Consider the following 26885-nt stretch of genomic DNA (forward strand, 5'->3'; position numbering starts at 1 on the left):
CATCACGGAAGTAGGAACCGAACATGAGCGTCGTGCTCACCGACTTCGCCGAGGGCGTTGCCGTCATCACCCTCAATCGTCCCGAGGCCAAGAACGCGGTCAATCTCGAACTTGCCGAAGCCTTGGCTGCGGCCATCGACGAGTTCGAGGAACGGGCCGATCTCACCATCGGCATTCTGACCGGAGCTGGTGGAACCTTCTGCGCTGGTATGGATCTCAAGGGATTTGCGCGAGGGGAACGGCCATCGCTGCCCGGTCGTGGTTTTGCCGGTCTGACCGAGGCTCCGCCGTCGAAGCCGCTGATCGCAGCCGTCGAGGGGTGGGCCCTCGCCGGCGGGTGCGAACTGGCGTTGGCAGCCGATCTGATCGTGGCGTCCACCGACGCGAAATTCGGCTTGCCCGAGGTGAAGCGGGGACTTGCCGCGGCCGCCGGTGGCCTTCTGCGTCTGCCCAAGATCCTCCCGTATCAGTTGGCCATGGAAATCGCGATCACCGGGGATCCGCTCAGTGCCACCGTGGCGCATCATCACGGCTTGGTCAATCGGCTCGCCGAACCTGGACAGGCGCTGACCGTCGCACGCGAGCTTGCGGCCCGAGTAGCGGCAAACGGTCCACTGGCTGTTCGCGCGACCAAGCAGGTACTGGCAATGTCCGCCAAGTACACCGATCCGGATGCCTTTGTCGCGCAACGCGAATTCATCGATCCGGTCTTCACCTCACGTGACGCCAAGGAAGGTGCAACGGCGTTTGCCGAGAAGCGCTCTCCCGTGTGGAGTGGCTCATGAGTGCCGAGACGATCGAGCGCGCGGCCGTAAGCATCGAACGTGACGGTGCTGTCGCGACGATTGTTCTCTGTCGGCCGCACCGCCGCAACGCTCTCGATCTCGACGCCTGGATCGCACTACGTGAAGCAGTCCTCGAACTTCAAGAGGATTCGCAGATTCGCTCTGTGATCCTGACCGGCGCGGACGGGACCTTCTGTGCGGGCTCCGATCTGGACAAACGCGGCTCGTCGCACCCTCTCGATCGCATGCGTGTCATCAACGCAACGGCCATCGCACTGGGTGAGTTTCCCAAGCCTCTGGTGGCGAAGGTCGACGGGTTTGCCGTCGGAGCCGGATGGAACATGGCGTTGCTCTGCGACTTCGTCGTGGCAGCCAAGGGTGCGAAGTTCAGCCAGATCTTCGCCAAACGGGGGTTGTCTGTCGACTTCGGGGGTTCGTGGATCCTGCCGAGACTGGTCGGCCTCCAGCAAGCGAAGCGACTGGTGATGCTCGCCGAGACGATCGACGCACAGGAAGCCTACGAGCTCGGGCTGGTGACCTATCTGGTCGAGCCGGGTGAACTGGACGAACACACGTCGAAGCTTGCGCAGCGGCTCGCTGACGGTCCGCCAGCCGCACTGAGTCAGTCTGCCGCCATGCTCGAACGTCACACCTCACTCTCGTTGCGGGAAGCCTTGGACAACGAGGCGAGGGCGCAAGCGGTCAATTTTGCGACGGATGCTACCGACGCGGTTCGTGCCTTCGTGGAAAAGCGGGAGCCGGTCTTCACCGGAGAGTGGGCCGTACCAGGGCTAACTCGATTGGAGTGAGCGTCGGATCGCTGGTCGTATGATGGATGAGTGGATCTACATTTCGTTACCTACTTCGTCGCTGTCGTCGACCACGGTGGGATAACGAAGGCCGCTCAGGCTCTCTACATTTCGCAGCCCTCGCTGTCACAGGCAATTCGCACGCTCGAGCGTCGACTCGGCGCCACGCTGTTCGACCGGACCGGTAGGCGGTTGGTTCTTACCGACGCGGGCCGCACGTTCGATCTCGCGGCCAGGAGAATCCTTGCCGACGTCGAGCGCGCGAAGGCGAAAGTGACCGCCGTTCGCGAACTCGAGTTCGGCCGGGTGGACGTCGTCTCGTACTCGGCGTTCTCCATCGATCCGATGGTCGAGTTAGTTCGTCGATTCCGGGTCAACTTTCCGAAGATCGTCGTGCGCGTCCTCGACACGTACGGCCCGGCCGGGGTCGACAGTGCGTTACGGCGAGGGTCGGCCGAGGTCGGCGTCACCGATCTGAGTATCGGGTACGAAGGTTTGGTCACGGCTCCGATTGCCGCTCAGGAGTTGGTACTCGCCACCCATGCGTCGTTGTCCGGCCGGCTTGCAACGCCGTTGGCGGATCCGGTTCCGCGAACGCTCTTGCACAGTTTGCCGCTGGTGGTCGATCTCGGTGATCAATCGAATCAGTTCCGGGGTCTACTCAGCGAAGGCGCCGAGAACGTAGTCGTGGACTGTGTCCACCCTGTGACCACGTGGGAACTCGTGCGTCGAGGGATCGGCGCCACCGTCGTGCCGAGAAGGGTTGCACAGCAGCAGATGACAGACGTCTGCGCCTTCTCCTTCGATCCGCCGCTGACACGCGACGTCGGCATCGTCTATCGCTCGGGCGAGCAATCCCCGGCCGCCGCCGCATTCATCGCGACGGCTGCGGAAATGGCCACCTCCGCCGTTCCGTCCAAGGAAGAGGAGTGAACTGTGGAGTTCCGGCAGATGGAGTACTTCCTCGCGGTCGTCGAAAACAAGGGGATCAACGGCGCCGCAGCTGCTTTGGGAGTTGCTCAGCCGACCGTGTCACAAGCGTTGCGCGGGCTCGAACGTGAACTGGGAGTGCGGCTTTTCCATCGCATCGGGCGCGGCATGGTGCTCAGTGCGGCCGGTCGCAGCCTGGTCGGCCCGAGTCGACAGGTTTTGCGAGACGTAGCTGCGGCGGCTGAACAGTTGACGGCATCCGATGGCGCCATCGTCGGTCGCCTCGACATCATGGCTTTCCCTGCACTGACCTCGGGGACGATCGTCGATCTGATTGCGGAGTTCTGTCGACGCTATCCGCAAGCACGAGTCAGATTCTCGGAACTCGAGCGAGAGGACAATCTGGAAAGTCTCATTCGGGACGGCCACTGCGAATTCGCGGTGGCTCATCTGCCACTCGAAGCGGGCGAAGGGCTCGAGATCGTCGAATTGGGGGAGCAGGAGTACCGCCTGGTCTACCCGGCGGGAACCGAACTACCCGAGGGGCCGGTACGCCTTTCGGAAATGCCGGACATTCCCATGGTATTCGTTCCTCGCGGGGCAGCGATGGGTGACGCGATCGAAGATTCGATCCGAAAGGCCGGTACCAGAACGGAACTCGCGGTGGTGACCGAGCAACGGGAGTCACGGCTCCCGATGGTCATCGCCGGCCTCGGCGGTTCGTTGGTCGAGCGCTCGGTGGCGAAATCGATGCCTGGTCAGGTCGTGGAACGGGCCTGCGAGCCGAGATTCCTGCGTGCGTACGGTCTCGCCTTCGACCCCTCGACGTTGTCGCCGGTGGGACAGGTATTCGTGAACCTGATTCACGAGTACCTGTCCGACGAATCCCGCTCTGACGAATCCCTCTCTGACGAACACCGGTCACAGCACTAGAGTCGGCAGATGCGTTCTCGAGCGGCAGCGTACTCGGCGGCGAGACGCTCTACTACTGCATGCGTCGGAAGTACGGCGTCGATCGCTCCGATGCCCTGTCCGGCGCCCCAGATGTCACGCCACGCCTTGGTATCGGTGTCGGTGGTCGCGAAACTCATTGCGGAAGGATCGGATTCGGCTAGGTTGTCGGGGTCCAAGCCGGCGGCAACGATGCTGCCCCGCAGGTAGTTTCCGTGTACTCCGGTGAACAGGTTGGAATAGACGATGTCGGAGGCCCCTGAACCCACGATCATCTCCTTGTACGCAGGATCCGCGTTAGCCTCTTCGGTTGCGATGAAAGCTGATCCGACGTATGCCAAATCGGCTCCGGCCGCGAGCGCAGCGAGAATCGAATCACCATGAGCGATGGCACCTGACAACAGCAGTGGACCGGCGAACCACTCACGAATCTCCCGAATCAGGGCAAACGGCGACTGCCTACCGGCATGACCACCGGCCCCGGCAGCTACCGCGATCAGTCCGTCGGCGCCCTTCTCGATTGCCTTGCGTGCAAAGCGATTGTCGATGACGTCGTGAAGAACGATTCCACCGTATGCGTGGACGGCGTCGTTGATGTCGGTGCGAGCGCCGAGGGACGTGATGACGATCGGAACCTCGAACTCGGCGATGGTCGCCAGGTCCTCTTCCAGGCGGTTGTTGGACCGGTGGACGATGAGGTTGACGGCAAATGGCGCCGACGGATTTTCCGGGTGCTCACGATCATGGTCCTCACGAGCGACCGTGATCAGTTTGAGCCAATCCCGAAGTGCCGACTGCGGACGAGCATTCAGTGCCGGGAAGGACCCGATGATCCCAGCGGTGCACTGCGCGATGACGAGGTCAGGAGTCGAGATGATGAACATCGGTGAAGCGAGAACCGGGACACGCAGTTGCGACGTCAGGTCTGCGAAGGTCGTCACCTGGAACCGCCTTTCTGATCGACGGATTCGAGAAGTCTCGAGCGGAGGTCGGTCTTGAGGACCTTACCGGCAGCCGATGTCGGAAGGAGTTCTACCTCGACGACCTCGCGAATCTTCTTGTACGGCAGCACCTGCTCGGCGACAAACGCCTTGATCTGCTCGGCGTCGAACTCGGCGCCCGGAATCATCACCACGAAGGCTACGGGCTCCTGGCCGTTGCTCCCCACTTCGCGGCCGACAACCGCGGCAGTCGAGATCGCCGGGTGCGAAACCAGAATCTCTTCGAGTTCACGCGGATAGACGTTGTACCCCTTGTAGATGAGCATGTCCTTCGCCCGGTCACAGATGAAGAGGTATCCGTCCGAGTCCAGGTACGCGATGTCACCCGTGTCCAACCAGCCGTCGACGAACTGTTCTGCGGTGGTTTCCGGGTGTCCGAGATAGCCGTCGGTGACCTGAGGCCCACGCACCCACAGTTCGCCGCGTTCGTTCTCGCCCAGAACGGTCTTCCGGTCCAGCTGATCGCGAATCTGGATTTCGGTGTCGAAGATCGGGAGGCCGACGCTGCTCTGCCGGTATTCCGAGCCGTTGATCAGCGGAGCTGCCGTGACCACACAGGTGGCCTCGGTCAGCCCGTACCCCTCGACGACGAGCGCTTTGGGAAATGCCCGGCGGAGTGCGGCGAGCGTGACGCTGTCGATCGGGGCAGCGCCCGAAGATACGACGCACACGCTGTCGGTGTTGCGCACAGTAGCGTCGGGATGAACCGACAGTGCGTGCCACATAGCGGGAGACCCGGTGAGGTAGGTGGCCTCGTGCTTTTCGATCAGCTCGAGCATCCGGCCGGGTTCGAACCGACCGGCAAATACCTGGGTGAGACCGGAGATCAACAGGAACGACGTGTTGAGCAACGAATGTGCGTGGAAGAGAGGTGAGACCACGATGGTCGCCCCTGTTCCCGGCGTCGGACCGAGCACGTCGAGGCCGTCGATGCGTCGAGGCGTGACGAGACCGTCCGGACCTGCCTCCAACTCGTGCCCGGTTCTCCACCCACACATCTGCGTGATGTTGCCGACGACGTTGCGGTGAAGAACACGAACACCTTTGGATACTCCGGTGGTTCCGCCGGTGAACGCGATGTGTGCGATGTCGTCGCTTCGGACGGAGGCAGGGGTGAATTCGGTGGGTAGATCGGCGATGAAGGCGTCGAACGCGACGACCGACTCCGGTGTGTCGAGCGCACCCTCGGTGTCCTGGACCATCACGATCGTACGTACGGAGGTTCCGGAAGAGGCCGCGAGCAGTGTGCGCAGCTGCGAACTCTGAGTGACCGCAGCAACGGCGGACGTCTCCTCGATCTGCTTGCGCAGTCCAAGTTCTGGCTGCAGCGGATTGACCAATGTAACGGTCGTCCCGGCCTGCAGGCAGCCGTAGTAGGCCTGGAGGAACTCGACGCAGTTGCCGAGGTGTAGCAACACGACATCGCCGACGCCGACCCCGGCCTGCCGCAGTGCGCCGGCGAATTGTGCACTGCGCTGACCGAGTTCGCGGAACGTGCACGTGCGCTCGCCGTCCACGACGGCGAGGCGATCACCGTAGAGCGCCGCCATGCTGGGTGCCCAGTAGGCCATGGTGGTGTCCGGGTAGTGCATGTTGTGGCGCAGTTGTGGATTGGCGATCACGCTGATGCCCGTCACCGGGGAGCCATTCGGATAGCGCCGTCGAGTCTGATGGTTTCGCCGTTGAGATAGCCGTTCTCGAGCATCGAGACGGCCAGCTGGCCGAACTCGTCCGGGCGACCCAGCCGTGAGGGGTTGGGAACCGAGGCTTCGAGGGCCGTGCGCACATCTTCGCGCAGGCGCGCCAGCAGGGGAGTGTCCATGATGCCGGGAGCAATGGTGTTGACGCGGATTCCGCGGCTGGCGAGATCGCGGGCAGCGGTGACCGTCATACCGACGATGCCGGCTTTGGACGCCGTGTAGTTGATCTGACCGATCTGACCTTCGAATGCTGCGACCGACGCCGTCATGATGATGGCTCCTCGCTCACCGTCCACGGCATCGAGTTCTGCCATCCGCTCGGCGCCGAGACGGAGTGCGTTGAACGAACCGACAAGATTCAGTTTGACGACGAACTCGAAATCTTCGACCGATCCGGCTTTTCCGTCCTTGTCGAGAATGCGCATGCGACGCCCGGCACCCGCGCAGTGGACGACGCCGCGAAGGCCGCCGCGCTCGTGCGCCGCGTCGAGTGCTTCGGCGAATTGTTCGCTGTCGGTGACGTCGGCCGGGGCGAATTGCGCGGCAGCTCCGAGATCGGCCGCCACCTGCTTACCGTCGGACGAAGGCAGATCGATCAACGTGACCTGCGCTCCGGCGTCGAGCAGCCGTCGAGCGGTTGCCAGGCCGAGACCTGAAGCGCCGCCGGTGATCGCGGTGGAAAGTCCCTCGAGTTTCATGAATCAATTCTTCTTTCCTGCTGGATGACGTGTCGGCCCGAAAGCGTTGTCGGGTCAGATCAATTCGAGAATGGTCGCATTGGCCATGCCGCCGGCCTCACACATCGACTGGAGACCGTATCGAATTCCGTTGTCGCGCATGTGATGTGCCAGGCGAGTCATCAAGATCGCACCTGATCCGCCGAGTGGGTGGCCGACCGCGATAGCGCCGCCGAGCGGATTCACACGATCGATGGCTGCGCCGGTTTCAGCCTGCCAGGCGAGCGGGACGGGGGCGAATGCCTCGTTGATCTCGAAGGCGCCGATGTCGTCGATGGACAATCCGGAGCGATCCAGTGCCTTTGCGGTGGCGGCAATCGGACCGGTGAGCATGATGACCGGGTCGTCGGCTGCGACCACTGCGGTGTGAATACGAACGAGCGGCTTCCAACCGCGTGCCCGGGCGTACTCGCTGGTCGTGACGAGTGTGGCGCCCGCCCCGTCGGAGATCTGAGAAGAGTTGCCGGCGTGGATGACACCGTCGGCGTCGAAGGCCGGGGGCAACTTCGCGAGCGACTCCAGACTTCCACCTCGCCGAATGCCTTCGTCCTGGGACAACCCGGCGATCGGAGTGATCTGCCCGGTGAATGCTCCAGCATCGGTGGCGCTGGCCGCGAGCTCGTGTGAGCGGAGGGAATATTCGTCCAGAGCCGTTCGTGTGAGTGCCCATTTCCGGGCCATCATCTCGGCGCCGGTCCCCTGGCTGAAACTGTCCACACCGTAGCGTTCGAGTACCGAAGGCGGGAAATGCTCACCGTTCTTGCTGGCGGTTCCCATCGGAACTCGCGACATCGATTCGACGCCTCCGGCTACGACCACGTCGTTCTGACCGGCGATGACGGTGGCCGCAGCAAAGGAAACTGCCTGCTGGCTCGATCCGCAGGCCCGGGTCAATGTGACGCCGGGAACGCTGTCGGGCCAGCCGGCGGCGAGTGCCGCTGTGCGGGCGATGCTTCCGGCCTGTTCGCCGACCTGACTGACGCATCCCCAGATCACGTCGTCGACCGTGGCCGCGTCGAGTCCGGTCCGTTCAGCGAGTGCACGCAGTACATGTGCGGACAGTTCGGCCGGATGGATCTCCGAGAGGGCGCGTCCTCGACGGCCGATCGGTGTACGTACTGCGTCGACGATGACGGCATCTCGCATGTATCTCTCCTGCTGTTCGTGCCCGGTGTTGCGATTGTGCGGTCGGGGCGTGCCTCGAGTCGATCACGAGCGGGTCGACCCGGCAATGTCTTTCGGTGAATGGCTTTGTTAGCGAATGGCTATACGTGGAGCATTCAGCCGCGGATGAGCTTGCGATCGCGCTCGGGATTGGCGAAGACGAGGACCAGAACCGCGGCGACGACTCCGATGATGCCGATTGCCTGGAAGGACTGGGCGTAACCGTCGGCCGGGGTTGCTGCGTTGTCCACGATGACTCCCGTTGCGTAGGGAGCAATCAGGCCGCCGATCGACATGATGGCGAGGAAGAATCCCATGGTGCCTGCAGTCTGCTGCGGCGGGCACAGTTCGGAGATCGCAGCGTTGATGAGCGGGAAGGTGATTGCCGAGAATCCGTAGCCGATCGAGACCATGGCGACAGCGACGATGGGAGTGGAGATCTGTGGCAGGAACAGGAGAATCGATCCGCAGATCAGAACGCCGACGCAGGGAACGATGACGCGAACCGTGCGAGAGGTGAAGCCGCGGCCGATCAACTTGTCCGTGACGGAACCGGAGGTGATCATGAGGACGAGGCCGACGATCGAGGGCAGTGCGAACATCGAACCGGCTTGCATCGCACTGTATCCGAGGCCGACCTCGAAGTACGACGGCAACCAGGTGAGAACGACGGTGGTCAGTGCGTAGATGGTGGCGATGAGGAAGCAGCAGCTGACGAAGGTGCGGGAGAGCAGGATCTTGCGCCACGGAACGTTGGGCTCGGTGACTGCCTTCGTTGCCGTCCCGGTCGCCTCGGTTGCTTCTGTATCTGCAGTCTTGGTCGCCTTGACGGCCTTGCTCGTGTACGGGCCTTCGGACCAACCGGCCAGCCAGCAACCCATCCACACGAGTCCGAGGACAGAGAGCGAGAGAACCGCTGCGCGCCAGCCGTAGTGAACGGCGATGAAGGTCAGTACGGGCGCGAGGGCGATCTTCGCGACGGAGGCGGATCCGGCAAGCATTGCACCGGGAAGGCCGCGCTTGGCCGGCGGGTGCCATGAGTACGCGGCGGTGTGCATCAGCGCCGAGCTGGGGCCTTCGGCAAATCCGAGGAGCATGCGCGAGACGATCAACATCGCGAGGCTGGCACCGAGAACGAGGGGGAGCATGACCACGGACCAGATTGCGGCCAGGATCAACAGCGCCCAACGTAGAGTCAGGTACTTGTTGAGCGGTCCGGCGAGAAATCCGCCGATGCAGAACATCAGGAAGAACAGCGAGCCGACCATGCCGATTTGCGAAGACTTCAGTCCGAGTTCGCGAGCGAGGGGCTGAGCGATGATTCCGAGGACTGCTTTGTCCGCGTAGTTGACGATGTAGAGGAAGACGACGAGCCCGGTCATCGTCCACGCACGCTTGCGGGTACCGAAGACGGGGACTGCTGACGAATCTGGCGTTGCTGTTGCTTCGGGCTGGACGTCGTTACGCTGTGGCGCGATGGGGGTCACGTGGCGTCCCTTCGAGACTGGTGGGCGGATGCGATCGTGCTCGAAGCGCGGCCTCGAAGCGATCGATGGTGTTGTGTTTGCCGGCTGACCCATTCAACGTGTTCTGGATCACTTTGAGCAATGTCGCGTCGATGATCGGAACGATAGCGGTTGCCTATGTATCGCAGGTCAGGCCATATTGGTACGCCCTATCGGACGCATAGCCGATGAGTGTTGGATCGAATGCGGAACCTTGAGGCAAGGTGAGATCAGGATCACCCTGTTCCCTTGACCGACTGGAGTTCATACATGCAGCGCACCGTGTTCAACGAGGATCACGAGGCATTCCGGGCCACCGTCCGCGATTTCATCGCGAAGGAAGTAACCCCGGTCCACGAGAAGTGGGAAGAGGACGGTCACCCGCCCCGTGACTTCTACCGACGACTCGGAGAGCTGGGCGTACTCGGAATTCAGGTGCCGGAGGAATACGGCGGAGGCGGCGAGAAGTCGCTCAAGTTCAACGTCGTCGTCGCCGAGGAGGTTGCTGCCGCCGGGGCGTCTTTCGGCTCGCAGTCGGTGCATACGAACCTGATCCTGCCCTACCTGCTCGAGTACGCGAACGACGAGCAGAGGAGCCGCTGGTTGCCGGGCTTCGCCTCCGGCGATCTGATGTTCGCGATTGCGATGACCGAACCGGGAACAGGGTCGGATCTGGCGAACATCGCGACGACGGCCAAGCTGTCGGAGGACGGTACGCACTACGTGGTCAATGGTTCCAAGACGTTCATCACCGGCGGGGTACTTGCCGATCGTGTCCTGGTGGTGTGCCGCACCGCGCCGAGCACAGCGGAGAACCGACGCACCGGGTTGTCGATCCTGGTGGTCGACACGTCGTCGCCCGGATACTCGGTGGGGCGCAAGATCAACAAGATCGGTCTCAAGACCTCCGACACTGCGGAGCTTTCGTTTGTCGACGTACAGGTGCCCGTCGAGGACCGGCTCGGAGAAGAGGGCGACGGATTCAGCTATCTGACCCACAACCTGGCTCAGGAGCGGTTGACCATCGCTTTCGGAGCGGCCGCCACTGCCAGTGCAGCGCTTCGCTTTGCCATCGACTACGTCAAAGACCGCAAGGTGTTCGGTAAGCCCGTCGCGGCATTCCAGAACACCAAATTCGTTCTGGCCGAATGTGCTACCGAGGTTGATGCCATCCAGCTGGTGTCCGACAACGCACTCGAATGTCATGACCGCGGCACTCTGACGATTCCCGACGCCGCGAAGGCGAAACTGTTCTGCACCGAGGCAGCAGGTCGAGTGATCGACAAGTGCCTCCAATTGCACGGCGGGTACGGCTACATCACCGAGTATCCCATCGCGCGTCTTTACGCAGACACGCGTGTCACACGAATCTACGGTGGCACAAGTGAAGTCATGAAGACCATCATCGCGAAGGATCTTGGTCTCTGACGCACTCTCGATATGTTTTCGGCCTCGGAACATTTGTTCCGAGGCCGAAAACATGCTCCAGGTAGATCAGTTCGCCGGAACGCCGACGATGCCGTCCGCGATCAGTGCCGAGGCGTGATCGGCAGTGGTTCCGAGGACATCCGCGAGCACCGCAATCGAATCGCCGCCCACCTCGGAGGCCGGTCCGGCGCTCAGGTGGGCGCCGTCGAACGAGGCTGGGTTCGCGGCAGCCAGATAACTTCCGATTCGAGGCTGATCGAGTGCGGAGAACATCGGGTTGTTCTCCAGTTCACCGGAATTCACCACTTCCTCGAAACTGCGGTACCTCTCGAACAGAACCGACGATGTGTCCAGCGCTGCAGCGATCTCGGCGCCGCTGTGTTCCCGGAACCAATGTGAGAACAGAGCAGTGAGTACCTCTCGATGACGGTAGCGATCCGCTTCGGTGGAGAAGTCGGCTCCGAGTGCAGCTTCGACGGCGTCGACAGCCGCAGTGGTGCCGGTGACCGACGCAAGGTCACGGAAATGGCGAGTAGTGAGTGCAACGATCATGAACCGTTCGTTGTCGCTGGAGACGAAATCGATTCCGTACGTGCCGTAGACGGCGTTTCCGCCGGACTCGCGACTGCGACCGTTCACTTGGACTTCGGTGAGGTAGCCGAGGGTTCCCGCGGTGGCCAATGCGACGTCTTCGAGTGGCAGCGTGATCTGCGTGCCGTGTCCGGTCGAGTCACGTTGGCGCACTGCGGCAGTTATCGACAGGGCGGCGTAGAGCCCGCAGGCGACGTCCCAGGCGGGCAGTGCGTGGTTGACAACTCCGGCGTAGTCGGCGGGGCCGGTGATCTGTGGAAATCCCAACGCGGCGTTGACCGTGTAATCGACCCCGGGGCTGCCGTCGCGGCGTCCGAGAACCTCGAGGGTGATGACGTCGCTACGCAACTGGGCCAGGGAGTCGTGGCTCATCCAGGTGCGACCGCCGGCATTGGTGACCAGGATTCCGCCGCCAGGTCCCGGAGCCGTGACCAGTTGGCGAATCAGTTCTTGGCCGCGCTCGGCGCGCATGTCCACTGACAGTGACCGTTTGCCTTTGTTGAGTCCGGTCCAGTAGATGCTTTCACCCGTGTCGGTGACGGGCCAGCGTTTGTAATCGGAGGCACCTCCGATCGGGTCGATCCGGATCACCTCGGCGCCGAGCTGGGAGAGAGTCAGTCCGCACAGGGGTGCGGCGACAAAGCTCGAGACCTCGACGATGCGAAGCCCGGACAGCGGGCCTTGGGTCTGAGTCATCTGTGATCCTTCGCGGTAGAAGAGTGTGCGATCATGCCATCAACACGGTGAAACGCCAGTCGAGAACTGGAGTCTGTGTTGCAGAAGCATTGTGGGAGAACACGAGCGAACGCAGTTGCACTGCGGTTCCGTGTTCGAGGGGCGACGAACTTTCGACGTGCAGTTCGCTCGTGAGGGTGTCGCCCTCGTGAACGGGCCCGGTGTGATCGCACGAGTGCCATCCGAGAACCGTCACCACATTGGGCAGAGCGCGAGTTGCCTGGGCAAGTGCAATTCCGATGGTGTGGCCGCCGTAGACGAGGCGACCGTGGGTGCCGACGCGATCGTCGTGGTGCGTCGCTGCGATGTTCAAGCTCAGCCGGGCAAGTTCGGGTGCACTGGTGACGACGTCGCCGCTGCTACGGAATACCGAGCCCACCAAATCCGACTCGAAGTGCCTGCCGGGTACCCGATCTCGATATGTGTCGAGGTCCCAACCGTCAGGTGATACGTACGGCGCCGGTTCGGACGGACCGATCACGGAGAGGTCGTCGGCGTGGCGAGTTCTCGTCTCGATCGGGTCGGGGCTCAGTGGGAGCATGGCGCAGCGGTAGAAGTCGAGGACCGTGTTGCCATTCTGATCAGCGGACGTCATCCGTAGCGCGGCAAGTCCGGTGGCGCCGCGTCCCGGCTTGGCCGAGTTCTCGCGTAGACCGACAACCTCGGTGCGCGTGTACAGGGTGTCACCGAGTACCGGGAAACGGTGGAATCGCAGTCCACGGTAGAAGAGGTTTGCCTTGACGTGGTGTGTGACCACGGTTGACTGGCCGATGGCGACGTCGGTGACCAGTCCTGGATTCGCCACTGGTGCAGCGGAACCTGTGACGCTCGACGACAGATGTGCGTCGAGAGGCAAGCGCATGCGGTCACCGAGGATCGCCTGATGGGAGGCGGCGAGTCCACTGGTCAACGTCACCGCTGGTGCTTCGTCGAAGATCTGACCGTGGGTGAGTTCGTCGAAGTACGGTCCTCCCACGTAGTGCTCGCTCATACGGTGACTCCTTCGGCTCGGGCAAGCGTACGACGCGCTGCCACGGCCACTGCTTCGTCGAGCATTTGGCCGTCGAGCTGGGCGGCGCCGGAACCCAGGGTTTCGGCTTCTTCGAGTGCGGTCAACACCCGTCTGGCGTCATTGACGGCGTCGTCCGAAGGAGTGAATGCGGTAGTGGCCGAGTCGATCTGCGCCGGGTGGATGACCCATTTGCCGTCGAACCCGAGAGCGCTGGTCCAGTGCGCGGCGCGGCGGAAGGCATCGTCGTCGGTGATGCCGAGAAAGGGTCCGTCGATGGCGGCGACGCCGGCTGCGCGGCAGGCGATCAGGATTCTGTCCTGGACGGCAAGCCAGTGTTCGGGCAGTGCCGAGCGTGAGCGACCCAGCGCTGCACCGAGATCTGCGTATCCGATGATCGCGGCCTGCAGACGAGGAGTCGCGCGGGCGATGGAGTCGGCATTCTGGACGCCGAGCGGAGTTTCGATCAGGGCTTGCAGGGTGGTGTGGTGCCCACCGGCAGCGAAGAGGATGTGCTCGGCCTCGAGGACTTCGTCGGCGGACTCGACCTTAGGGACGATCACGCTCGTCAGCGATTCTGCGAGGGTGCCGCAGGCGGTCAGGTCGTCGCGGGCCCATGGTGTGGTGAGGCCGTTGATTCGGACCGAGATGGTGCGCGCCTTACCGAACTCGTGCACCAAGGAGCTCACGAGGGTTCGCGCAAGGTCCTTGTTCGCCGAAGTGACGGCATCTTCGAGGTCGAGAATCACCTCGTCTGCGTTCGAAGAGAGTGCCTTGCGGGCCTTGCGCTCGTCTGAACCCGGAGCGACCAGGGACGCACGGCGTCTGGTCGCGCGGTAGTGGTTCTCGTCCATAGTGTGTCGATTACCTCGATCTGGTGATCAAATGTACGGCCAGTTGTGAAATAGGTGTGCTGCCGTGAACGGCGTTGATGTGCAGCGAACTGCCTCGATGCTGGCAGTTGCTGCGTATCGATGTCAAGGCGCGGTATTGACATTGCGCGAACAATATCGAAATATGGCCGTACAAACTTATTTCAAGTCGAGGCGGATTCATGCTCAAGCTCAACGACGAAGAGACATTCCTGATCGAAACCGTGCGCCGGTTCGTCGACCGAGAGGTCAAGCCCACGGTCCAGGAGGTGGAGCACGCGAACGAGTATCCCGAGAAGTGGATCGATCAGATGAAGCAGATCGGGATCTACGGCCTCGCGATTCCCGAGGAGTACGGCGGATCGCCGGTGTCCATGCCCTGTTATGCGCAGGTGACGCAGGAACTGTCGCGCGGATGGATGTCCCTGGCAGGAGCGATGGGCGGACACACAGTGGTTGCCAAGCTCATCTCGCTGTTCGGTACCGAAGAGCAGAAGGTGAAGTACCTGCCGCGAATGGCAACCGGCGAGATCCGGGCAACGATGGCCCTCACCGAGCCCGGCGGTGGTTCCGATCTGCAGGCCATGACGACCAACGCCAAGAGCGACGGCACAGATCTGGTCGTCAACGGCGCCAAGACATGGATCACCAATGCCCGCCGATCCGGCGTGATCGCCTTGCTGTGCAAGACTGATCCAAGCGCAAGCCCTCGTCATGCGGGCATCTCGATCGTTCTCGTCGAGCACGGCGAAGGGCTGACCGTGTCCCGCGACCTCCCGAAGCTCGGATACAAGGGCGTCGAGAGTTGTGAACTGTCCTTCGACAATTACCGCATCGCCGAGTCGGCCATTCTGGGTGGTACTCCCGGAAAGGGTTTCGGGCAGATGATGAAGGGGCTCGAGACCGGCCGTATCCAGGTGGCTTGCCGTGCACTGGGCGTCGCCACGGCCGCACTCGAAGATTCACTTGCGTACGCGCAGCAGCGCGAGAGCTTCGGCCAGCCGATCTGGAAGCACCAGTCGATCGGCAACTACCTCGCCGACATGGCAACGAAGCTGACGGCCGCGCGGCAGCTGACCTGGCACGCGGCGCAGATGTACGACAGCGGCGAGCGGTGCGACATGGAGGCAGGCATGGCCAAGCTGTACGCCTCCGAAGTGGCGATGGAAATCGCGTTGTCCGCCGTCCGCATCCACGGCGGTTACGGCTACTCGACGGAGTACGACGTCGAGCGGTATTTCCGTGATGCACCACTGATGATCGTCGGGGAGGGAACCAACGAAATTCAGCGTAACGTGATCGTTTCGCAGCTGGTTGCCCGCGGCGGTCTGTGACGGACCGGTGAGCAAGTAGGATCATGTCGCTATGAGCGGTAAGGAAAGAGAGACGGAGCCGGCGTACCAACGCCTCTCTCGTGAGCTTCGTCAGCAGATCTCTGCCGGTACCTACCGCGACGGCATTCAACTGCCCACCGAATCCGAACTGGCGCAGCATCACGGCGTGAGTCGGCAGACGGTCCGCCGAGCCTTTCACGATCTTGTTGCCGAGGGCATCGTGTACCGAGTACCCGGGCGCGGGACTTTCGTGACCGAGAACAGCGGCCGCTATCTCCGTCATCTCGGATCCATCGAAGATCTCATGAACCTTTCGCGGGACACGACGATGGAAGTGGTGTCACCGCTGCAACGGCGCGTGGACATCGAGGCGGCCAGTCGGCTTCGGCTCGACACCGACGTCGTGTACACCGTGGTCTTCCGACGGATACACGAGGGAGTTCCGTTCGTGCAGACGACGGCGCATCTGCCGGAGGCGATCGCGCGGCAGATCATCGACCTGCCCGCCATGGCGGCCGGTGCGGTGAGCGCCAATACGGTGATCGGCCTGCTGGAACCGCTGATCGACAGTCCGATTGTCGAAGCAGCACAATCGATCACGGTGTCCCCGGCAACGGCAGACGTTGCCAGGGACGTCGATTGCGAGATCGGCCACGCCATGTTGCGGGTGGACCGTTTGTACTCCAACGCGCAGGGCGTTGCCAACGAGTTGTCGGTGAGTTACTTCTTGCCGGAGCAGTACACCTATCGGGTGACGCTGCGCCGCGGCGCACATTAGCGCTGCGCCGTTTTCTTTGCTGTTCAACACCTTTCAGGAGAGAACTATGCGAATTTTCAACGGAATCGACGAAGTTGAGACGGCTGTCGGTGAGCACTTGGGCTACAGCGCGTGGTTCCCGGTCACACAGGATCGGATCGACAAGTTCGCCGACGCCACCGAGGATCGCCAGTGGATTCACGTGGATCCCGAGCGCGCAGCGCAGGGTCCGTACGGCGGCACCATCGCCCACGGCTATCTGACTCTTTCGTTGTTGCCGGTGCTCGGCGCTCAGGTGATGCGTGTCGACGGAATCTCCATGACCGTGAACTACGGCAGCAACAAGGTGCGATTCCCCGAACCGGTCAAGGTCGGTTCTTCGGTGCGGGCAGGTGCGGAGATTCTTTCCTTCGAGCGCACCGCGAAGGGCGCGACGATTGTCGTGCGGTACACGATCGAAATCGAAGGAGCAGGTAAACCTGCGCTGGTGGCGGATACCGTGCGCCTGTTGGTCTCCTGAATCCTTTTCCATTCTTCCAGAACGAGATTCGAGGTCAGTTGTGAAACGAGCAGCATTGGTCGCGCCGGTCAGAACCGCGGTGGGCCGTTTCGGAGGGGCACTTCGTGACGTGCCTGCGGAAAGTTTGGCTGCCACTGTCGTCAAGGAGACCGTGCGTCGTAGCGGAATCGATCCGTCCCGCATCGACGACGTCGCGATGGGGCAGTCGTATGCCAATTCGGAAGCACCGTGCATCGGAAGGTGGGCGGCGCTCGAGGCAGGGTTGCCGATTTCGGTAGCCGGCTTCCAGACGGATCGCCGATGCGGAACGGGTCTGCAGGCCATCGTTACCGCGGCCATGATGGTCCAGACGGGTGCTGCCGACGTGGTTCTCGCGGGTGGCGTCGAATCGATGAGCGGGATCGAGCACTACACCACCGGAGCGCGGTGGGGCACCAAATCCGGTGGGCTGCAACTGTTCGACCGCCTCGATCGTGGTCGAGAGCGCTCGCAACCCGAGTGGCGTTTCGGCCGGATCAGCGGAATGATCGAAACGGCCGAGAACGTCGCGACACGATGCGGGATCACGCGGGAAGAGTCGGACGCCTTCGCCGTCGAGAGTCACCGAAAAGCTACACTGGCAAGAGAATCCGGCCGATTCGATGCCGAAATCGTCGCCGTCGAACTGACGGATCGAAAAGGGAATGTCACACAGTTTCGTGCTGACGAGGGGATCCGTCCGGATACCTCACTCGAAACCCTGGCACGGCTGCGTGCGGTGACCGAGGGAGGCGTCGTGACCGCCGGTAACGCCAGCCAACAGAATGACGCTGCGGCAGCGATGTTGGTGGTCGCCGAGGATCGTCTGGACGAGCTGGGGCTGGAACCCATCGGGTTCCTCGACAGTTGGGCCGCGGCCGGTTGTGAACCGGCGCTGATGGGCCTCGGACCGGTTGCCGCCGTCTCGAAACTGTTTGCTCGCACAGGGGCAGGCTTTGCCGACTTCGATCTGGTCGAGCTGAACGAGGCGTTTGCGTGCCAGGTTCTCGGCGTAGTGAAGGAATGGGGCTTCGAGGACCTCGATCGACTGAACGTCAACGGTTCCGGCATCTCGCTCGGGCACCCCGTGGGAGCGACGGGTGCGCGTATGGCAACAACCGCGCTTCACGAACTCGGCCGTCGCGGCGGCGGAAAAGCGCTGTTGACCATGTGTATCGGCGGTGGCCAGGGCATGGCAGCCGTGGTGGAGTCTGCCTGACGAGGTTCGCTTCTGGGTACACTTGCGGCGGGGGATCGGAAGTTCTACGGAGGCAGTCGGTTGACGAATGCAGGCGCAGCAGACACCAGTGGCGCGCTGAGCGTCGAGGATGTTCGTCGCGCCAGGGCTGCACTCGAGGGTCTCGATGTCACCAGTTGGTCCGGTCGCTTCGAGCTTCTCTCCGACGCCAACCGTCTGCGTCTGTTGCTCTGCCTTCACCACGCACCGGGTATCTGCGTCACGGATCTGTCCGTGGCGCTGGGGATGAGCGGCACAGCCGTCTCACATGCGCTGCGGCTACTGCGTAGCCAGGGGTGGGTGAGCGCGACGCGCGACGGCCGATCGATGCGATACCAACTGGCGGACGACACCGTTCACCAGCTGTTGCATTCGATCGGCGCCACACATTTTCACGACGAGACACCCACCCCCGGGCACACGCACAGCTGAGCGTCTCTCAAGGAGTCGCGAAGAACTTCTCGACGGCCGGCGCAGCGTTCGGGTTTCCGTTGGTGATTCCCGCGCCGACCCCGGCAACCGTGCCGATGACTCCACCGACGATGCAGCCGGCGATGAAGTTCGGGAAGATCGACAGGCAGCCGATTCCGACGCCGAGGTTGGCTCCGATGAGCGTCGACTGCACGCCGCCGTTGTTCCAGCCGATATTGACCTCGTTGGCCATCGTGTCGAACGCGGCTTGCTTCGGATCGTTACCGGGGAAGAGCATCAACGCCGCCTGGCTGTTCGACTCGGCGGTCGGTGTCAGTAGGGGTTGGGACGGATCGAAGCCCGCATTCGGGGGCGCTGCGACCGCGGTGCCGGCTCCGGCGCCGACAGCGGCGACAACGAGAACGGACATGGTGAGAGTTCGGGACAGTTTCATGGGGACGGCCAATCTGTCTGTGTGGAACCAGTCGTGAATGGTGGCGGTGCAGTTCGTTAACCAGAACTCCACCGTCTGGATCGATCGTGCGGACCTCCTCGGGCACAACGGGACCCGTCGTCTCCGCGCGACGGGCCGTGTTTGGTGGCTACCCGACTCAGGGGGCCCTGAAACCGCCCAGTCTCATTCGTTTTTCGACAACCGCGCGCGCAATTCTTCGACCTCGGCAGTAAGCCGATCGACCTCGGCTTGCAGGGGTTGGCGTGCCAGAGCGAGGGATTCGTCCATGCGCTCCTTGTCGAAGCGAGGTGTGATGTTTCGACTGCAGTTCCAGTCGAACGCTTCGACCTCGACGACGATGGAGCGCTGCGCTTTTGCTGTCATGGTGCCGCCGGGGACCTGCAAGAGTTGTTGCAGCAGTTCAGGGTCCTCGTCCGCTTCGATCACGTGCGCACGCCCGTAGATCTTCAATCTCGTTCGCGTCGGGTAATCGATGACGAACAGCGAGATGCGATTGTTCTCTTCCAGATTGCCGAGCGTCACGAATTGCTGATTGCCGGGGAGATCGGCGAATCCGATTCGATTCGGGCCCAACACATGCAGGAATCCGCGCGGGCCGCCGCGATGTTGGACGTACGGCCAACCGTCGGGCGTCACCGTGGACATGAAGAAGGAATCCACGGATTTCACGAATCCCTGAGCGCGGAAATCGAATTCCATCGGGCCTTCGTCGGGCTGATCGAGCTTTGAACCGTAGACGGTGAAACTCCCGGTCGACCGCTGACGCTCCACCGCAGCGGGGGAGAAGGCGATGTGTGCGTATCGGGTCGACATTCTTTATCTCCTGGTGCTCAGTGCCAGCGGTGGTCGGCAACGGCAGTTCGCGGACCGAACTTGGGTTTGACGGCTTGGCCGCTGACCTGCAGAAGCCGCACCGCGCGGTATCGATGCGGTTGGAGGGGAGCGAGGTACTGCACCATCTGGGCGTCGTCGATCGGTTCGCCCAGGAGCGACCAGCCGACGACCGCAGCGAGGTGGTAGTCGCCGACCGAGAGTGCGTCGGAATCGCCGAAGGCGCGCTGAGCCACTTCCGCGGCAGTCCAGATCCCGACGCCGGGCACCGCTCGCAATCGTTTGGTCGCTTCGGCCCTGGGGAACGATGACGCCTGCTCGAGGCGGTCGGCGACGCGAGCGCACTGAACGATCGTCTTGGATCTCGCGGGATCGACATTTGCGCGATGAAACTCCCACGACGGCATTCGTCGCCATTGGTCCGCGGTGAGTGGAACTCGCATTCCGTCGGGCGCGGGGCCGGGTGGGCGCTCCCCGAATTTGGTCAGCAGCCGGCGCCATGCGGCAAACGCGTCGATGCCGTGGACGCGTTGCTCGAGGATCGCGGGAACGAGGGCTTCCATGACGCGTCCGGTGCGGCCGATGCGCAGATGAGGGAAGCGTCGATGAGCTTCGGCGAGCTTGGGATGCTCGGGCGCAAAATCTTCGGCCTCGTCGTCGAGACCGAGCAGAGCTTCGGCGCCGGTCAGAAATTCCGTGGCGCCGGGACCCCAGGCCTGTACCCGGACCGTATGGCGATCCGACTGCGTGATGCGGTAGGTCACAGGACCCGAAAGTTGGCGGGAAACTCGCCAGATCGCTCCGTCGGCTGACCGTCGATGTGCGGGGTCGCCGGGTCCGCGCTGATGCGGGCTGAGCGTCAGCGCGGCATCGAGCGGTCGCTGAGAAGTCACCGTGACTTCGTCGACCGGAGATAGCGGCGTCATCGAGGTCAGCGTATCGCCACCGTCCATCCTCCGTTAAGGCGTGTGTCGGTGGCGCAACGTATTGTCCGAGCCATGATCATCGTGAGCACCGACGGATCCTGTCTGCGAAACCCCGGCGGGGCTATCGGCTGGGCGTGGGTCAATCACGAGGGTCCGAGCATGTCCGGCGGAGAAGCGTCCGGCACCAATCAGATTGCCGAGTTGCGTGCGCTCTTCGAGGCCGTCGTCGCCCATCCCGGTGCTGATCCTCTGCTCATCGAATCCGACTCGCAGTACGCCATCAAGTGCGCGTCGGAATGGCTGCCGAGTTGGAAGCGCAAGGGCTGGAAGACCGCGAGCGGCGGGGCGGTCAAGAACCTGGAACTGGTGCAGAGCATCGACCGAGCCATCACCGATCGGGTCGGTCCGGTGCGCTTTCGTTGGGTGCGCGGGCACGTCGGCAACCACTACAACGAAATGGCAGACAAGCTGGCCGGCGAAGCCGCACGCGCCATCGTCTCGGGGGACATCGCATCGGTCCCGCTTGCTGCCCCGGTGAAGAAGGAACCGACCGCCGTGAACTCTCCTTACAAGGAGAAGTCCACGACGGCCGAAGAACCGGCAGATCTGTTCACACTTTTCTGAGCGGTTCAGAAACCGTCGGCAACCTGAACCAGTGCCCGGCCGGTGTACTTGCCTTCGCGCACCTGATCGATCACCGAGACGACATCGCGGACGGCAACGAGGTTCGTGATCTCCTTCAGATGACGTGGGGCCAAGTCGGAGCCCAGACGGGCCCACAGCGCGCGACGGGGGTCGATCGGCATCAATACCGAGTCCATGCCCAGCAGTGAGACTCCGCGGAGAATGAACGGCAGCACGGTCGTTGGCAGCGCGGCGCCGCCGGTCAAACCGCTGGCGGCCACAACACCGCCGTAGTTGATCGTGCTCAGAACGTGAGCGAGGGTCTTTCCACCGACGCAGTCGACGGCCGCCGCCCACTGAGATTTTCCGAGCGGGCGAGGCTTGGCGTCGGGATCTTCGGGGAGCCGGCCGATCACCGAAGACGCACCGAGTGACGTCAGAAGGTCTGCCGCGCCTGGCTTACCGCTGGAGGCGACCACGTCGAAGCCTGCGCTTGCCAGAAGGTCGACGCTGACGGTGCCGACTCCGCCGCTCGCGCCCGTCACCAGGACGGGACCGTCGGCGGGCTTCACTCCGCTGGCCAGAATGGCTTGGACGCTCATGGCTGCGGTGAATCCTGCCGTGCCGATTGCAGCAGCGTCGGCGGTGGAAATGCCGTCGAGCTTCACGACCCACTCGGCAGGCAAACGGGCGATCTCGGCGTAGCCGCCGTTGCGGGCGGTCCCGATCTCGTAGCCATGTGCGACGACCTTGTCGCCCGGGGCGAATGCGTCGGACTCGGAGGCAATGACCTCGCCGGCGACGTCGATGCCGGGGACGATCGGGTACTCGCGAACCACCCCGCCTTTCGGCGTGACCGCGAGAGCGTCCTTGTAGTTGACGCTCGAATACTCGACGCGAATGGTGACCTCACCTGCCGGGAGGAAGGATTCGTCGACGGTTTCGGGGGCGAAGTCGATGGTGCCGTCGCTTTCGCGGGCGACCCAGGCGTTGAAAGTAGTCATGGGTCGAACATAAAGGCCTTCGGCCCTGTGCGCCTTTTCGGTAGTGCGAACTACCGGAAAGGCGCACAGGGCGGAGCCCCTAGATCAAGCTGCCCTCATGCACCGCCCGATCGAATGCCGGCAGCGGACTACCGTCGCGCAGGGTTGTCGCCAATGCCGGATCGGCGAGGTGGAGACGGCCGATCGCGATCAGATCGAACTCACCGCTGCCGATGCGTTCCTCGAGCTGTGGGATGTTGTCGACGACAGGGGCGACGCCTTCGATACGGCTGTCCCGCAGCGACTTTCCGATACCGACGCTGCCGACGGCCATCGTGACGGCGCCGGTCAATTTTTTCGCCCAGCCGGCCAGCGAGAGATCGCTGCCTTCGAAGGCGGGGACGTCGAAGCGCCTGATGCTGGCATCGAGAACGTCGACTCCGGCGTCGACCAGCGCGCCCAGGATGACGCCCAACTCCTCGGGGGTCTCCGCGATCTTCGCGGTGAAATCCTGCTGCTTGTGCTGCGAGAAACGGTAGATGATCGGCAGATCCGGTCCGATGGCCGCGCGGATCGCAGCGACGACGGCGGCCGGGAACTTGGTTCGACGCTCCAGGTCGCCGCCCCACGCGTCGTCGCGCTGGTTGGTGCCCTCCCAGAAGAAGGAATCGAGGAGGTAGCCGTGACCGCCGTGGATCGCGATACCGTCGAAGCCGAGTTCGACGGCGTGCTTCGCGCTACGGACATACGCGTCGATGACGTCCTGGATGTCTTGCTCGGTCATCGCTTCGGTGCTCGCCTGCGCGCGTTCGACGTAGGCCGCGGAGTACGAGGTGACGCCGAGCGGACCCCACTCGCCCGAGGGACGCATCGGCTTGAGCGAAGGGTCCATCTGCGTCATCGCGCCCCACAGAGGCCCGACGTGCCAGAGCTGAGGCACGATCTTGCCGCCAGCAGCGTGCACGTCGTCGACTACCTTGCGCCATCCGGCCTGAGCAGCGGGAGTGTGGAGGTTGGGGACGTTGGCGTGGTCGACAGCAGTCTGGTGATCGATCGCGACGCCTTCGGTGACGATCAGTCCGGTACCGCCCTCGGCGCGTCGGCGGTAATAGTCGGCGACGTCGCGGCCAGGCACGCCCTCGATGGAGTACGTGCGCGTCATCGGCGACATGACTATGCGGTTGGACAATTCGAGCGAACGGATGCGGAGCGGTTGGAACAGCGGGTTGGTCACTTCGTCACAGCGCTTTCATGAATCGGAAGAATCCGGGGTCCTGGTCGACACGGAGCCGGGTGAGGGTTCGGTAGCTGATCAGCCACTTGCCGTCTTCTTTGCGGTATTCCTCGTGGTAGTGGCCGTAGCCGTGCAGGTGTAGTTCTTTCTCGCCGTCGTTCCACCACAGCATGTCTTCCATCGCCCAGATACCGGTTGCGGTGGTGGGTGAGGTCAGCACGATTTCGGGAGTGTGTGCGTGGTGCGCCGTGGTGAGGGGGATGTCGCCGTCGAGCATGTTCCGAATTGCCGCGGTGAGTTTGTCGATGCCCACTACCTGGTTCGAGGTGTCACCGGTCTTGGGTTGCTTGTCTGTCGGGAGTCCGCCCCACGTCTCGCTGACGACGTCTGCGGTGTGCAGGGTTGGGTAGACATGCCACTGCTTGGTGTCCATGCAGCGTAGGCGCGCGGCGAAGACACGTTTGATTTCCTCGATTGCGAGCAGTTCCTCGACGGCACTGATCGATCCCACTTCGGACTCGGCCTGAGACATTCAACCTCCAACGGTGATCGGCAAGATGGGTTCACATTCGGGTGCTCAGCGCGGGCCGTCAACGACCTGTCCCGGTGAGCGCGACGGCACTCGGTATGGTCGAGCGAACGAAAGGGGTGTCAGACGTGTGTACCGAAGAGGTCCCATCGACCGGACCGGAGGAGATCGCCGAGGTTCGGGCTTTCTGGCGCGAGTTGGGTGTTCCTGGCGTGATCGACGTCCATACCCATTTCATGCCGAAGAGCGTCATGGACAAGGTGTGGGGCTACTTCGATTCAGCGGGACCGATGATCGGTCGACCATGGCCGATCGCGTACCGACTTGCCGAGGAGGAGCGGGTACACCGTCTCCGCGAGTTCGGTGTCCGGGCTTTCACGTCGATGATCTACCCGCACAAGCACGCGATGGCCGAGTGGCTCAATCAGTGGGCCGTCGAATTTGCCGCGCAAACACCTGATTGCCTGCACACGGCCACGTTCTATCCCGAGGAGTCGGCGGCGTCGTACGTCGGAAAGTCCCTGGAGTCGGGCGCGCGAATCTTCAAGTCCCACATCCAGGTCGGAAACTACGATCCGAACGACCCTCTGCTCGACAAGGTCTGGGGTCAGCTCGAGGACTCCGAGACGCCCATCGTGATTCACTGTGGATCGGGACCGGCGCCGGGGGAGTACACGGGACCCGATCGCATTGCTTCGCTGCTCGCACGGTACCCGCGCCTGTCTTTGATCGTCGCCCACATGGGGATGCCCGAGTACAGCGAATTCCTCGATCTGGCAGAGGCTCACGGCAACGTCCGCCTGGATACGACCATGGCGTTCACCGATTTCACGGAAGAGCAGTGCGCCTTCCCGAAGGCAGACGTTTCACGGCTCGTCGACATGCAGGACCGGATTCTGTTCGGTAGCGACTTCCCGAACATTCCGTACCCGTATCTCACAGCCTTGCAAGCGGTTACGCGCTTCGATCTCGGAGACGAATGGCTGCGAGCCGTCGTGCACGACAACGCTGCGAAACTCTTCTCGGTGAGCTGAGCCCACCGAGAAGTATTTCGCTCAGCGCAATTTGATGCTGCCGCCGTCGGCCATCAACGTCTGTCCGGTCATGTACTTGGAATCCTCGCTTGCCAGGAATACCACGACGGGAGCGATGTCGGTTTCGGGATCACCGATGCGTCCGAGAGGTACCTTGGCAACCGATGCGGCTGCGCGCTCGGGGAAGGCTTCCTGCCACTTGACGACGCCTTCGGTGGCGGCGAACGGGCAGACCACGTTGACCCGAATGCCTTCCGGCGCCCACTCGTTGGCGACGACGCGCGTCAGGCCTCGCACAGCTTCCTTGGCCGCAGCGTAGGACGTCTGGGTGGGCATTCCGTCCAAACCTGAACCCGATGCGAAGTTGACGACCGAACCCTTGGTCTTCGCGAGTTCGTCGTGGCACGCCTGCATGAGGTGGACAACGGGGTAGAAACCGGTGTTGAAGGACAGGTCGAACATGTCCTGCGTGGTTTCGAGCAACGGAGCCTGACGGGACGCGTGAGCGTTGTTCACCAGGATGTCGAGCTTGCCGAAAGCCTCGAGCGCGGCGTCACGGATCTGCTCGGCCGAACCGGCGGCAGCAAGGTCGACGTTCAGGAACTTGCCGGAGCCGGCCAGTTCTTGTTCGAGGGCCTGGCCCTGCTCGTCGTTGATGTCGACGAACAGGACCTTCGCGCCTTCACGGGCGAAGACTCGGGTGATAGCGCGACCGATTCCACCGGCGCCGCCGGTGACGATCGCTACCTTGCCGTTCAACCTCATGAAAACGCTCCTCTTCGTAAGTGCTGCTTAAACTGTTGCGGTCTCGTCGACTGCAAGTGCGATCTTTTCGAGGCCGGCGATGCTGTAGGCAGCGTAGGTTTCGTACGGCCCACGGCCGGAGAAGTAAGACGAGAGCTGGCCACCGAGTTCTTCGACGGTGAACGCGGATCCGGCTGCGTCGAAACGGTTCTCGACCTTGGGTGCTTCCATCAACGCCACCATCTTGCCGTAGACGACGAAGACCTGTCCGTTGATCTCGTCGGAATCGGGGGATGCGAGGTAGCTGACCAGGGTCGCGACGCGCTCGGGTGCAAGCGGATCGAGGCCGACGACGCCGGTGTTGTTCTCGCCGAAGGCTTCTGCCGTCATGGCGGTGCGGGCACGGGGGCAGATCGCGTTCGTGCGGACGCCGTAGCGGGAGAGACCTGCTGCGCTCGAGAGCGTCAGAGCGGTGATGCCGGCCTTGGCTGCCGAGTAGTTGGGCTGTCCGGCGCTGCCGAAGAGGAAGGCCTCGGAAGAGGTGTTGATGATGCGGCCGTAGACCGGTGCGTCGGCTGCCTTGCTGGCTGCGCGCCAGTGGACTGCGGCTGCGTGCGAGGTGGCGGCGTGGCCCTTGAGGTGCACGCGGATGACGTCGTCCCAATCGGATTCGGTCAGGTTGAAGATCATCTTGTCGCGCAGGATGCCTGCATTGTTGACGAGGATGTCGAAGGATCCGAAGTTCTTGACAGCCTCTTCGATGATGCGCCCGCCGAGCGACCAGTCGGAGACGTCGCCGGTGATGGCGAGTGCCTGTCCACCTGCGGCCTTGATCTCGTCGACCACGTCGTTGGCCGCTGCACCCATGTCGTTGACGATGACGGCTGCACCGGCAGCCGCGAGTCCGAGTGCTTCGGCGCGACCCAGGCCGGCGCCGGCGCCGGTGACGGCGGCAACTTTGCCTTCCAAGCTCAGTGATTGCGTCATGTCGTGCTCCTTCGATCCGGTCTG

The 26885-nt window shown here is 62.9% G+C and carries 28 protein-coding genes; 12 read left to right on the top strand and 16 right to left on the bottom strand.

Annotation, left to right across the window (positions count from 1 at the left end; translation table 11 throughout):
* Positions 1–23: 23 nt before the first annotated feature.
* Genes AC3WQS_RS00975 through AC3WQS_RS00990 form a run of 4 tightly spaced genes read left to right on the top strand, consistent with a single transcriptional unit; the run spans position 24 to position 3457 of the window.
* Positions 24–785 carry a crotonase/enoyl-CoA hydratase family protein gene (locus tag AC3WQS_RS00975; protein ID WP_020909221.1) on the top strand — a complete coding sequence of 254 codons (762 nt, stop codon included), beginning with the start codon at positions 24–26 and terminating at the stop codon, positions 783–785.
* The gene (locus tag AC3WQS_RS00980; RefSeq protein ID WP_047888317.1) at positions 782–1594 is read left to right on the top strand and encodes an enoyl-CoA hydratase/isomerase family protein; all 813 of its coding nucleotides are present in this window, start codon (positions 782–784) and stop codon (positions 1592–1594) included. The genes AC3WQS_RS00975 and AC3WQS_RS00980 overlap by 4 nt, the downstream gene beginning before the upstream one ends.
* Before the next feature lie 30 nt (positions 1595–1624).
* On the top strand, positions 1625–2527 hold the full coding sequence (locus AC3WQS_RS00985; RefSeq protein ID WP_492712786.1) for a LysR family transcriptional regulator: 903 nt from the start codon (positions 1625–1627) through the stop codon (positions 2525–2527).
* Between the two features lie 3 nt (positions 2528–2530).
* On the top strand, positions 2531–3457 hold the full coding sequence (locus AC3WQS_RS00990; protein WP_060937949.1) for a LysR family transcriptional regulator: 927 nt from the start codon (positions 2531–2533) through the stop codon (positions 3455–3457).
* Here the strand turns inward: AC3WQS_RS00990 and AC3WQS_RS00995 are convergent.
* The 5 genes from AC3WQS_RS00995 to AC3WQS_RS01015 all read right to left on the bottom strand — a co-directional run bounded on the left by AC3WQS_RS00995 (position 3454) and on the right by AC3WQS_RS01015 (position 9657).
* Positions 3454–4359, bottom strand: a complete 906-nt coding sequence (locus AC3WQS_RS00995; protein ID WP_250884952.1) for an NAD(P)H-dependent flavin oxidoreductase — start codon at positions 4357–4359, stop codon at positions 3454–3456. The two genes, AC3WQS_RS00990 and AC3WQS_RS00995, sit on opposite strands and share 4 nt — an antisense overlap.
* A gap of 53 nt (positions 4360–4412) precedes the next feature.
* Positions 4413–6068, bottom strand: coding sequence for a class I adenylate-forming enzyme family protein (locus tag AC3WQS_RS01000; RefSeq protein WP_047888316.1), 1656 nt, complete (start codon positions 6066–6068; stop codon positions 4413–4415).
* Positions 6069–6109: 41 nt separating this feature from the next.
* A complete protein-coding gene (locus tag AC3WQS_RS01005; protein ID WP_007729494.1) occupies positions 6110–6874 on the bottom strand; it encodes an SDR family NAD(P)-dependent oxidoreductase in 765 nt (254 codons plus the stop codon).
* A 54-nt stretch (positions 6875–6928) separates the two neighbouring features.
* Positions 6929–8059, bottom strand: a complete 1131-nt coding sequence (locus AC3WQS_RS01010; protein ID WP_477993963.1) for a thiolase family protein — start codon at positions 8057–8059, stop codon at positions 6929–6931.
* A 134-nt stretch (positions 8060–8193) separates the two neighbouring features.
* Entirely contained in the window at positions 8194–9657 is a 1464-nt protein-coding gene (locus AC3WQS_RS01015; protein ID WP_019745400.1) for an MFS transporter, read from the bottom strand.
* A 195-nt stretch (positions 9658–9852) separates the two neighbouring features.
* On the opposite strand from AC3WQS_RS01015, the gene AC3WQS_RS01020 reads away from it, so the two are divergent.
* Positions 9853–11010 carry an acyl-CoA dehydrogenase family protein gene (locus tag AC3WQS_RS01020; protein ID WP_279164225.1) on the top strand — a complete coding sequence of 386 codons (1158 nt, stop codon included), beginning with the start codon at positions 9853–9855 and terminating at the stop codon, positions 11008–11010.
* A 66-nt stretch (positions 11011–11076) separates the two neighbouring features.
* On the opposite strand, the gene AC3WQS_RS01025 is transcribed toward AC3WQS_RS01020, so the two are convergent.
* Genes AC3WQS_RS01025 through AC3WQS_RS01035 form a run of 3 tightly spaced genes read right to left on the bottom strand, consistent with a single transcriptional unit; the run spans position 11077 to position 14199 of the window.
* Complete coding sequence (locus AC3WQS_RS01025) at positions 11077–12297, bottom strand: CoA transferase (RefSeq protein ID WP_279164226.1); 1221 nt, start codon at positions 12295–12297, stop codon at positions 11077–11079.
* A 31-nt stretch (positions 12298–12328) separates the two neighbouring features.
* Positions 12329–13327, bottom strand: coding sequence for a MaoC family dehydratase (locus tag AC3WQS_RS01030; protein WP_047888283.1), 999 nt, complete (start codon positions 13325–13327; stop codon positions 12329–12331).
* Positions 13324–14199: an HpcH/HpaI aldolase/citrate lyase family protein gene (locus tag AC3WQS_RS01035; protein WP_279164228.1), complete on the bottom strand. Its 876-nt coding sequence runs from the start codon at positions 14197–14199 to the stop codon at positions 13324–13326. The genes AC3WQS_RS01030 and AC3WQS_RS01035 overlap by 4 nt, the downstream gene beginning before the upstream one ends.
* Positions 14200–14399: 200 nt before the next feature.
* Between AC3WQS_RS01035 and AC3WQS_RS01040 the strand changes: the two genes are divergently transcribed.
* From AC3WQS_RS01040 to AC3WQS_RS01060, 5 genes are read left to right on the top strand one after another with little or no spacing between them, the layout of a single operon-like run.
* A complete protein-coding gene (locus AC3WQS_RS01040; protein ID WP_019745395.1) occupies positions 14400–15551 on the top strand; it encodes an acyl-CoA dehydrogenase family protein in 1152 nt (383 codons plus the stop codon).
* Positions 15552–15582: 31 nt separating this feature from the next.
* Positions 15583–16329: a GntR family transcriptional regulator gene (locus AC3WQS_RS01045; RefSeq protein WP_003940169.1), complete on the top strand. Its 747-nt coding sequence runs from the start codon at positions 15583–15585 to the stop codon at positions 16327–16329.
* Positions 16330–16375: 46 nt separating this feature from the next.
* Positions 16376–16828: a MaoC family dehydratase gene (locus tag AC3WQS_RS01050; protein ID WP_070795645.1), complete on the top strand. Its 453-nt coding sequence runs from the start codon at positions 16376–16378 to the stop codon at positions 16826–16828.
* Between the two features lie 40 nt (positions 16829–16868).
* Positions 16869–18065, top strand: a complete 1197-nt coding sequence (locus tag AC3WQS_RS01055) for an acetyl-CoA C-acetyltransferase (protein WP_019745394.1) — start codon at positions 16869–16871, stop codon at positions 18063–18065.
* Positions 18066–18125: 60 nt separating this feature from the next.
* On the top strand, positions 18126–18515 hold the full coding sequence (locus tag AC3WQS_RS01060) for an ArsR/SmtB family transcription factor (protein WP_019745393.1): 390 nt from the start codon (positions 18126–18128) through the stop codon (positions 18513–18515).
* 7 nt (positions 18516–18522) lie between these two features.
* Here AC3WQS_RS01060 and AC3WQS_RS01065 read toward each other — a convergent pair whose 3' ends face one another.
* From AC3WQS_RS01065 to AC3WQS_RS01075, 3 genes are all read right to left on the bottom strand, one after another.
* A complete protein-coding gene (locus AC3WQS_RS01065; protein ID WP_019745392.1) occupies positions 18523–19020 on the bottom strand; it encodes a glycine zipper family protein in 498 nt (165 codons plus the stop codon).
* Between the two features lie 111 nt (positions 19021–19131).
* On the bottom strand, positions 19132–19782 hold the full coding sequence (locus tag AC3WQS_RS01070; protein ID WP_019745391.1) for a pyridoxamine 5'-phosphate oxidase family protein: 651 nt from the start codon (positions 19780–19782) through the stop codon (positions 19132–19134).
* A 17-nt stretch (positions 19783–19799) separates the two neighbouring features.
* Entirely contained in the window at positions 19800–20753 is a 954-nt protein-coding gene (locus AC3WQS_RS01075) for a DNA-3-methyladenine glycosylase family protein (RefSeq protein WP_019745390.1), read from the bottom strand.
* Between the two features lie 45 nt (positions 20754–20798).
* Here AC3WQS_RS01075 and AC3WQS_RS01080 point away from each other — a divergent pair, with 45 nt between their 5' ends.
* Positions 20799–21350, top strand: coding sequence for a ribonuclease H family protein (locus AC3WQS_RS01080; RefSeq protein WP_007729467.1), 552 nt, complete (start codon positions 20799–20801; stop codon positions 21348–21350).
* A 5-nt stretch (positions 21351–21355) separates the two neighbouring features.
* Here the strand turns inward: AC3WQS_RS01080 and AC3WQS_RS01085 are convergent, their stop codons facing one another.
* From AC3WQS_RS01085 to AC3WQS_RS01095, 3 genes are all read right to left on the bottom strand, one after another.
* On the bottom strand, positions 21356–22354 hold the full coding sequence (locus AC3WQS_RS01085; protein WP_492712785.1) for an acrylyl-CoA reductase family protein: 999 nt from the start codon (positions 22352–22354) through the stop codon (positions 21356–21358).
* A gap of 79 nt (positions 22355–22433) precedes the next feature.
* Positions 22434–23567, bottom strand: coding sequence for an oxidoreductase (locus tag AC3WQS_RS01090; protein WP_492712783.1), 1134 nt, complete (start codon positions 23565–23567; stop codon positions 22434–22436).
* A 4-nt stretch (positions 23568–23571) separates the two neighbouring features.
* Complete coding sequence (locus tag AC3WQS_RS01095) at positions 23572–24099, bottom strand: nuclear transport factor 2 family protein (RefSeq protein ID WP_019745387.1); 528 nt, start codon at positions 24097–24099, stop codon at positions 23572–23574.
* Between the two features lie 125 nt (positions 24100–24224).
* Between AC3WQS_RS01095 and AC3WQS_RS01100 the strand changes: the two genes are divergently transcribed.
* Positions 24225–25130 (top strand): amidohydrolase family protein, encoded by a 906-nt coding sequence (locus AC3WQS_RS01100; protein WP_492712782.1) that lies wholly within the window; start codon positions 24225–24227, stop codon positions 25128–25130.
* A 21-nt stretch (positions 25131–25151) separates the two neighbouring features.
* On the opposite strand, the gene AC3WQS_RS01105 is transcribed toward AC3WQS_RS01100, so the two are convergent.
* Complete coding sequence (locus AC3WQS_RS01105) at positions 25152–25895, bottom strand: SDR family NAD(P)-dependent oxidoreductase (protein WP_019745385.1); 744 nt, start codon at positions 25893–25895, stop codon at positions 25152–25154.
* A gap of 27 nt (positions 25896–25922) precedes the next feature.
* Positions 25923–26861, bottom strand: coding sequence for a 3-oxoacyl-ACP reductase (locus tag AC3WQS_RS01110; protein ID WP_007729451.1), 939 nt, complete (start codon positions 26859–26861; stop codon positions 25923–25925).
* Positions 26862–26885 lie beyond the last annotated feature (24 nt).

It is taken from the genome of Rhodococcus sp. FW305-130 (assembly GCF_058788335.1).

Bases quoted from the DNA above. Each gene is read 5' to 3' on its own strand.
- AC3WQS_RS01075 (WP_019745390.1), bottom strand. From the start codon at position 20,753: ATGGACGGTGGCGATACGCTGACCTCGATGACGCCGCTATCTCCGGTC.
- AC3WQS_RS01080 (WP_007729467.1), top strand. From the start codon at position 20,799: ATGATCATCGTGAGCACCGACGGATCCTGTCTGCGAAACCCCGGCGGG.
- AC3WQS_RS01040 (WP_019745395.1), top strand. From the start codon at position 14,400: ATGCTCAAGCTCAACGACGAAGAGACATTCCTGATCGAAACCGTGCGC.
- AC3WQS_RS01015 (WP_019745400.1), bottom strand. From the start codon at position 9,657: ATGGGTCAGCCGGCAAACACAACACCATCGATCGCTTCGAGGCCGCGC.
- AC3WQS_RS00980 (WP_047888317.1), top strand. From the start codon at position 782: ATGAGTGCCGAGACGATCGAGCGCGCGGCCGTAAGCATCGAACGTGAC.
- AC3WQS_RS01105 (WP_019745385.1), bottom strand. From the start codon at position 25,895: ATGAGGTTGAACGGCAAGGTAGCGATCGTCACCGGCGGCGCCGGTGGA.
- AC3WQS_RS01050 (WP_070795645.1), top strand. From the start codon at position 16,376: ATGCGAATTTTCAACGGAATCGACGAAGTTGAGACGGCTGTCGGTGAG.
- AC3WQS_RS01035 (WP_279164228.1), bottom strand. From the start codon at position 14,199: ATGGACGAGAACCACTACCGCGCGACCAGACGCCGTGCGTCCCTGGTC.
- AC3WQS_RS01070 (WP_019745391.1), bottom strand. From the start codon at position 19,782: ATGTCGACCCGATACGCACACATCGCCTTCTCCCCCGCTGCGGTGGAG.
- AC3WQS_RS01020 (WP_279164225.1), top strand. From the start codon at position 9,853: ATGCAGCGCACCGTGTTCAACGAGGATCACGAGGCATTCCGGGCCACC.
- AC3WQS_RS01085 (WP_492712785.1), bottom strand. From the start codon at position 22,354: ATGACTACTTTCAACGCCTGGGTCGCCCGCGAAAGCGACGGCACCATC.
- AC3WQS_RS01005 (WP_007729494.1), bottom strand. From the start codon at position 6,874: ATGAAACTCGAGGGACTTTCCACCGCGATCACCGGCGGCGCTTCAGGT.
- AC3WQS_RS01110 (WP_007729451.1), bottom strand. From the start codon at position 26,861: ATGACGCAATCACTGAGCTTGGAAGGCAAAGTTGCCGCCGTCACCGGC.
- AC3WQS_RS01000 (WP_047888316.1), bottom strand. From the start codon at position 6,068: ATGCACTACCCGGACACCACCATGGCCTACTGGGCACCCAGCATGGCG.
- AC3WQS_RS01025 (WP_279164226.1), bottom strand. From the start codon at position 12,297: ATGACTCAGACCCAAGGCCCGCTGTCCGGGCTTCGCATCGTCGAGGTC.
- AC3WQS_RS00995 (WP_250884952.1), bottom strand. From the start codon at position 4,359: ATGTTCATCATCTCGACTCCTGACCTCGTCATCGCGCAGTGCACCGCT.
- AC3WQS_RS00975 (WP_020909221.1), top strand. From the start codon at position 24: ATGAGCGTCGTGCTCACCGACTTCGCCGAGGGCGTTGCCGTCATCACC.
- AC3WQS_RS01045 (WP_003940169.1), top strand. From the start codon at position 15,583: ATGAGCGGTAAGGAAAGAGAGACGGAGCCGGCGTACCAACGCCTCTCT.
- AC3WQS_RS01095 (WP_019745387.1), bottom strand. From the start codon at position 24,099: ATGTCTCAGGCCGAGTCCGAAGTGGGATCGATCAGTGCCGTCGAGGAA.
- AC3WQS_RS01030 (WP_047888283.1), bottom strand. From the start codon at position 13,327: ATGAGCGAGCACTACGTGGGAGGACCGTACTTCGACGAACTCACCCAC.
- AC3WQS_RS01010 (WP_477993963.1), bottom strand. From the start codon at position 8,059: ATGCGAGATGCCGTCATCGTCGACGCAGTACGTACACCGATCGGCCGT.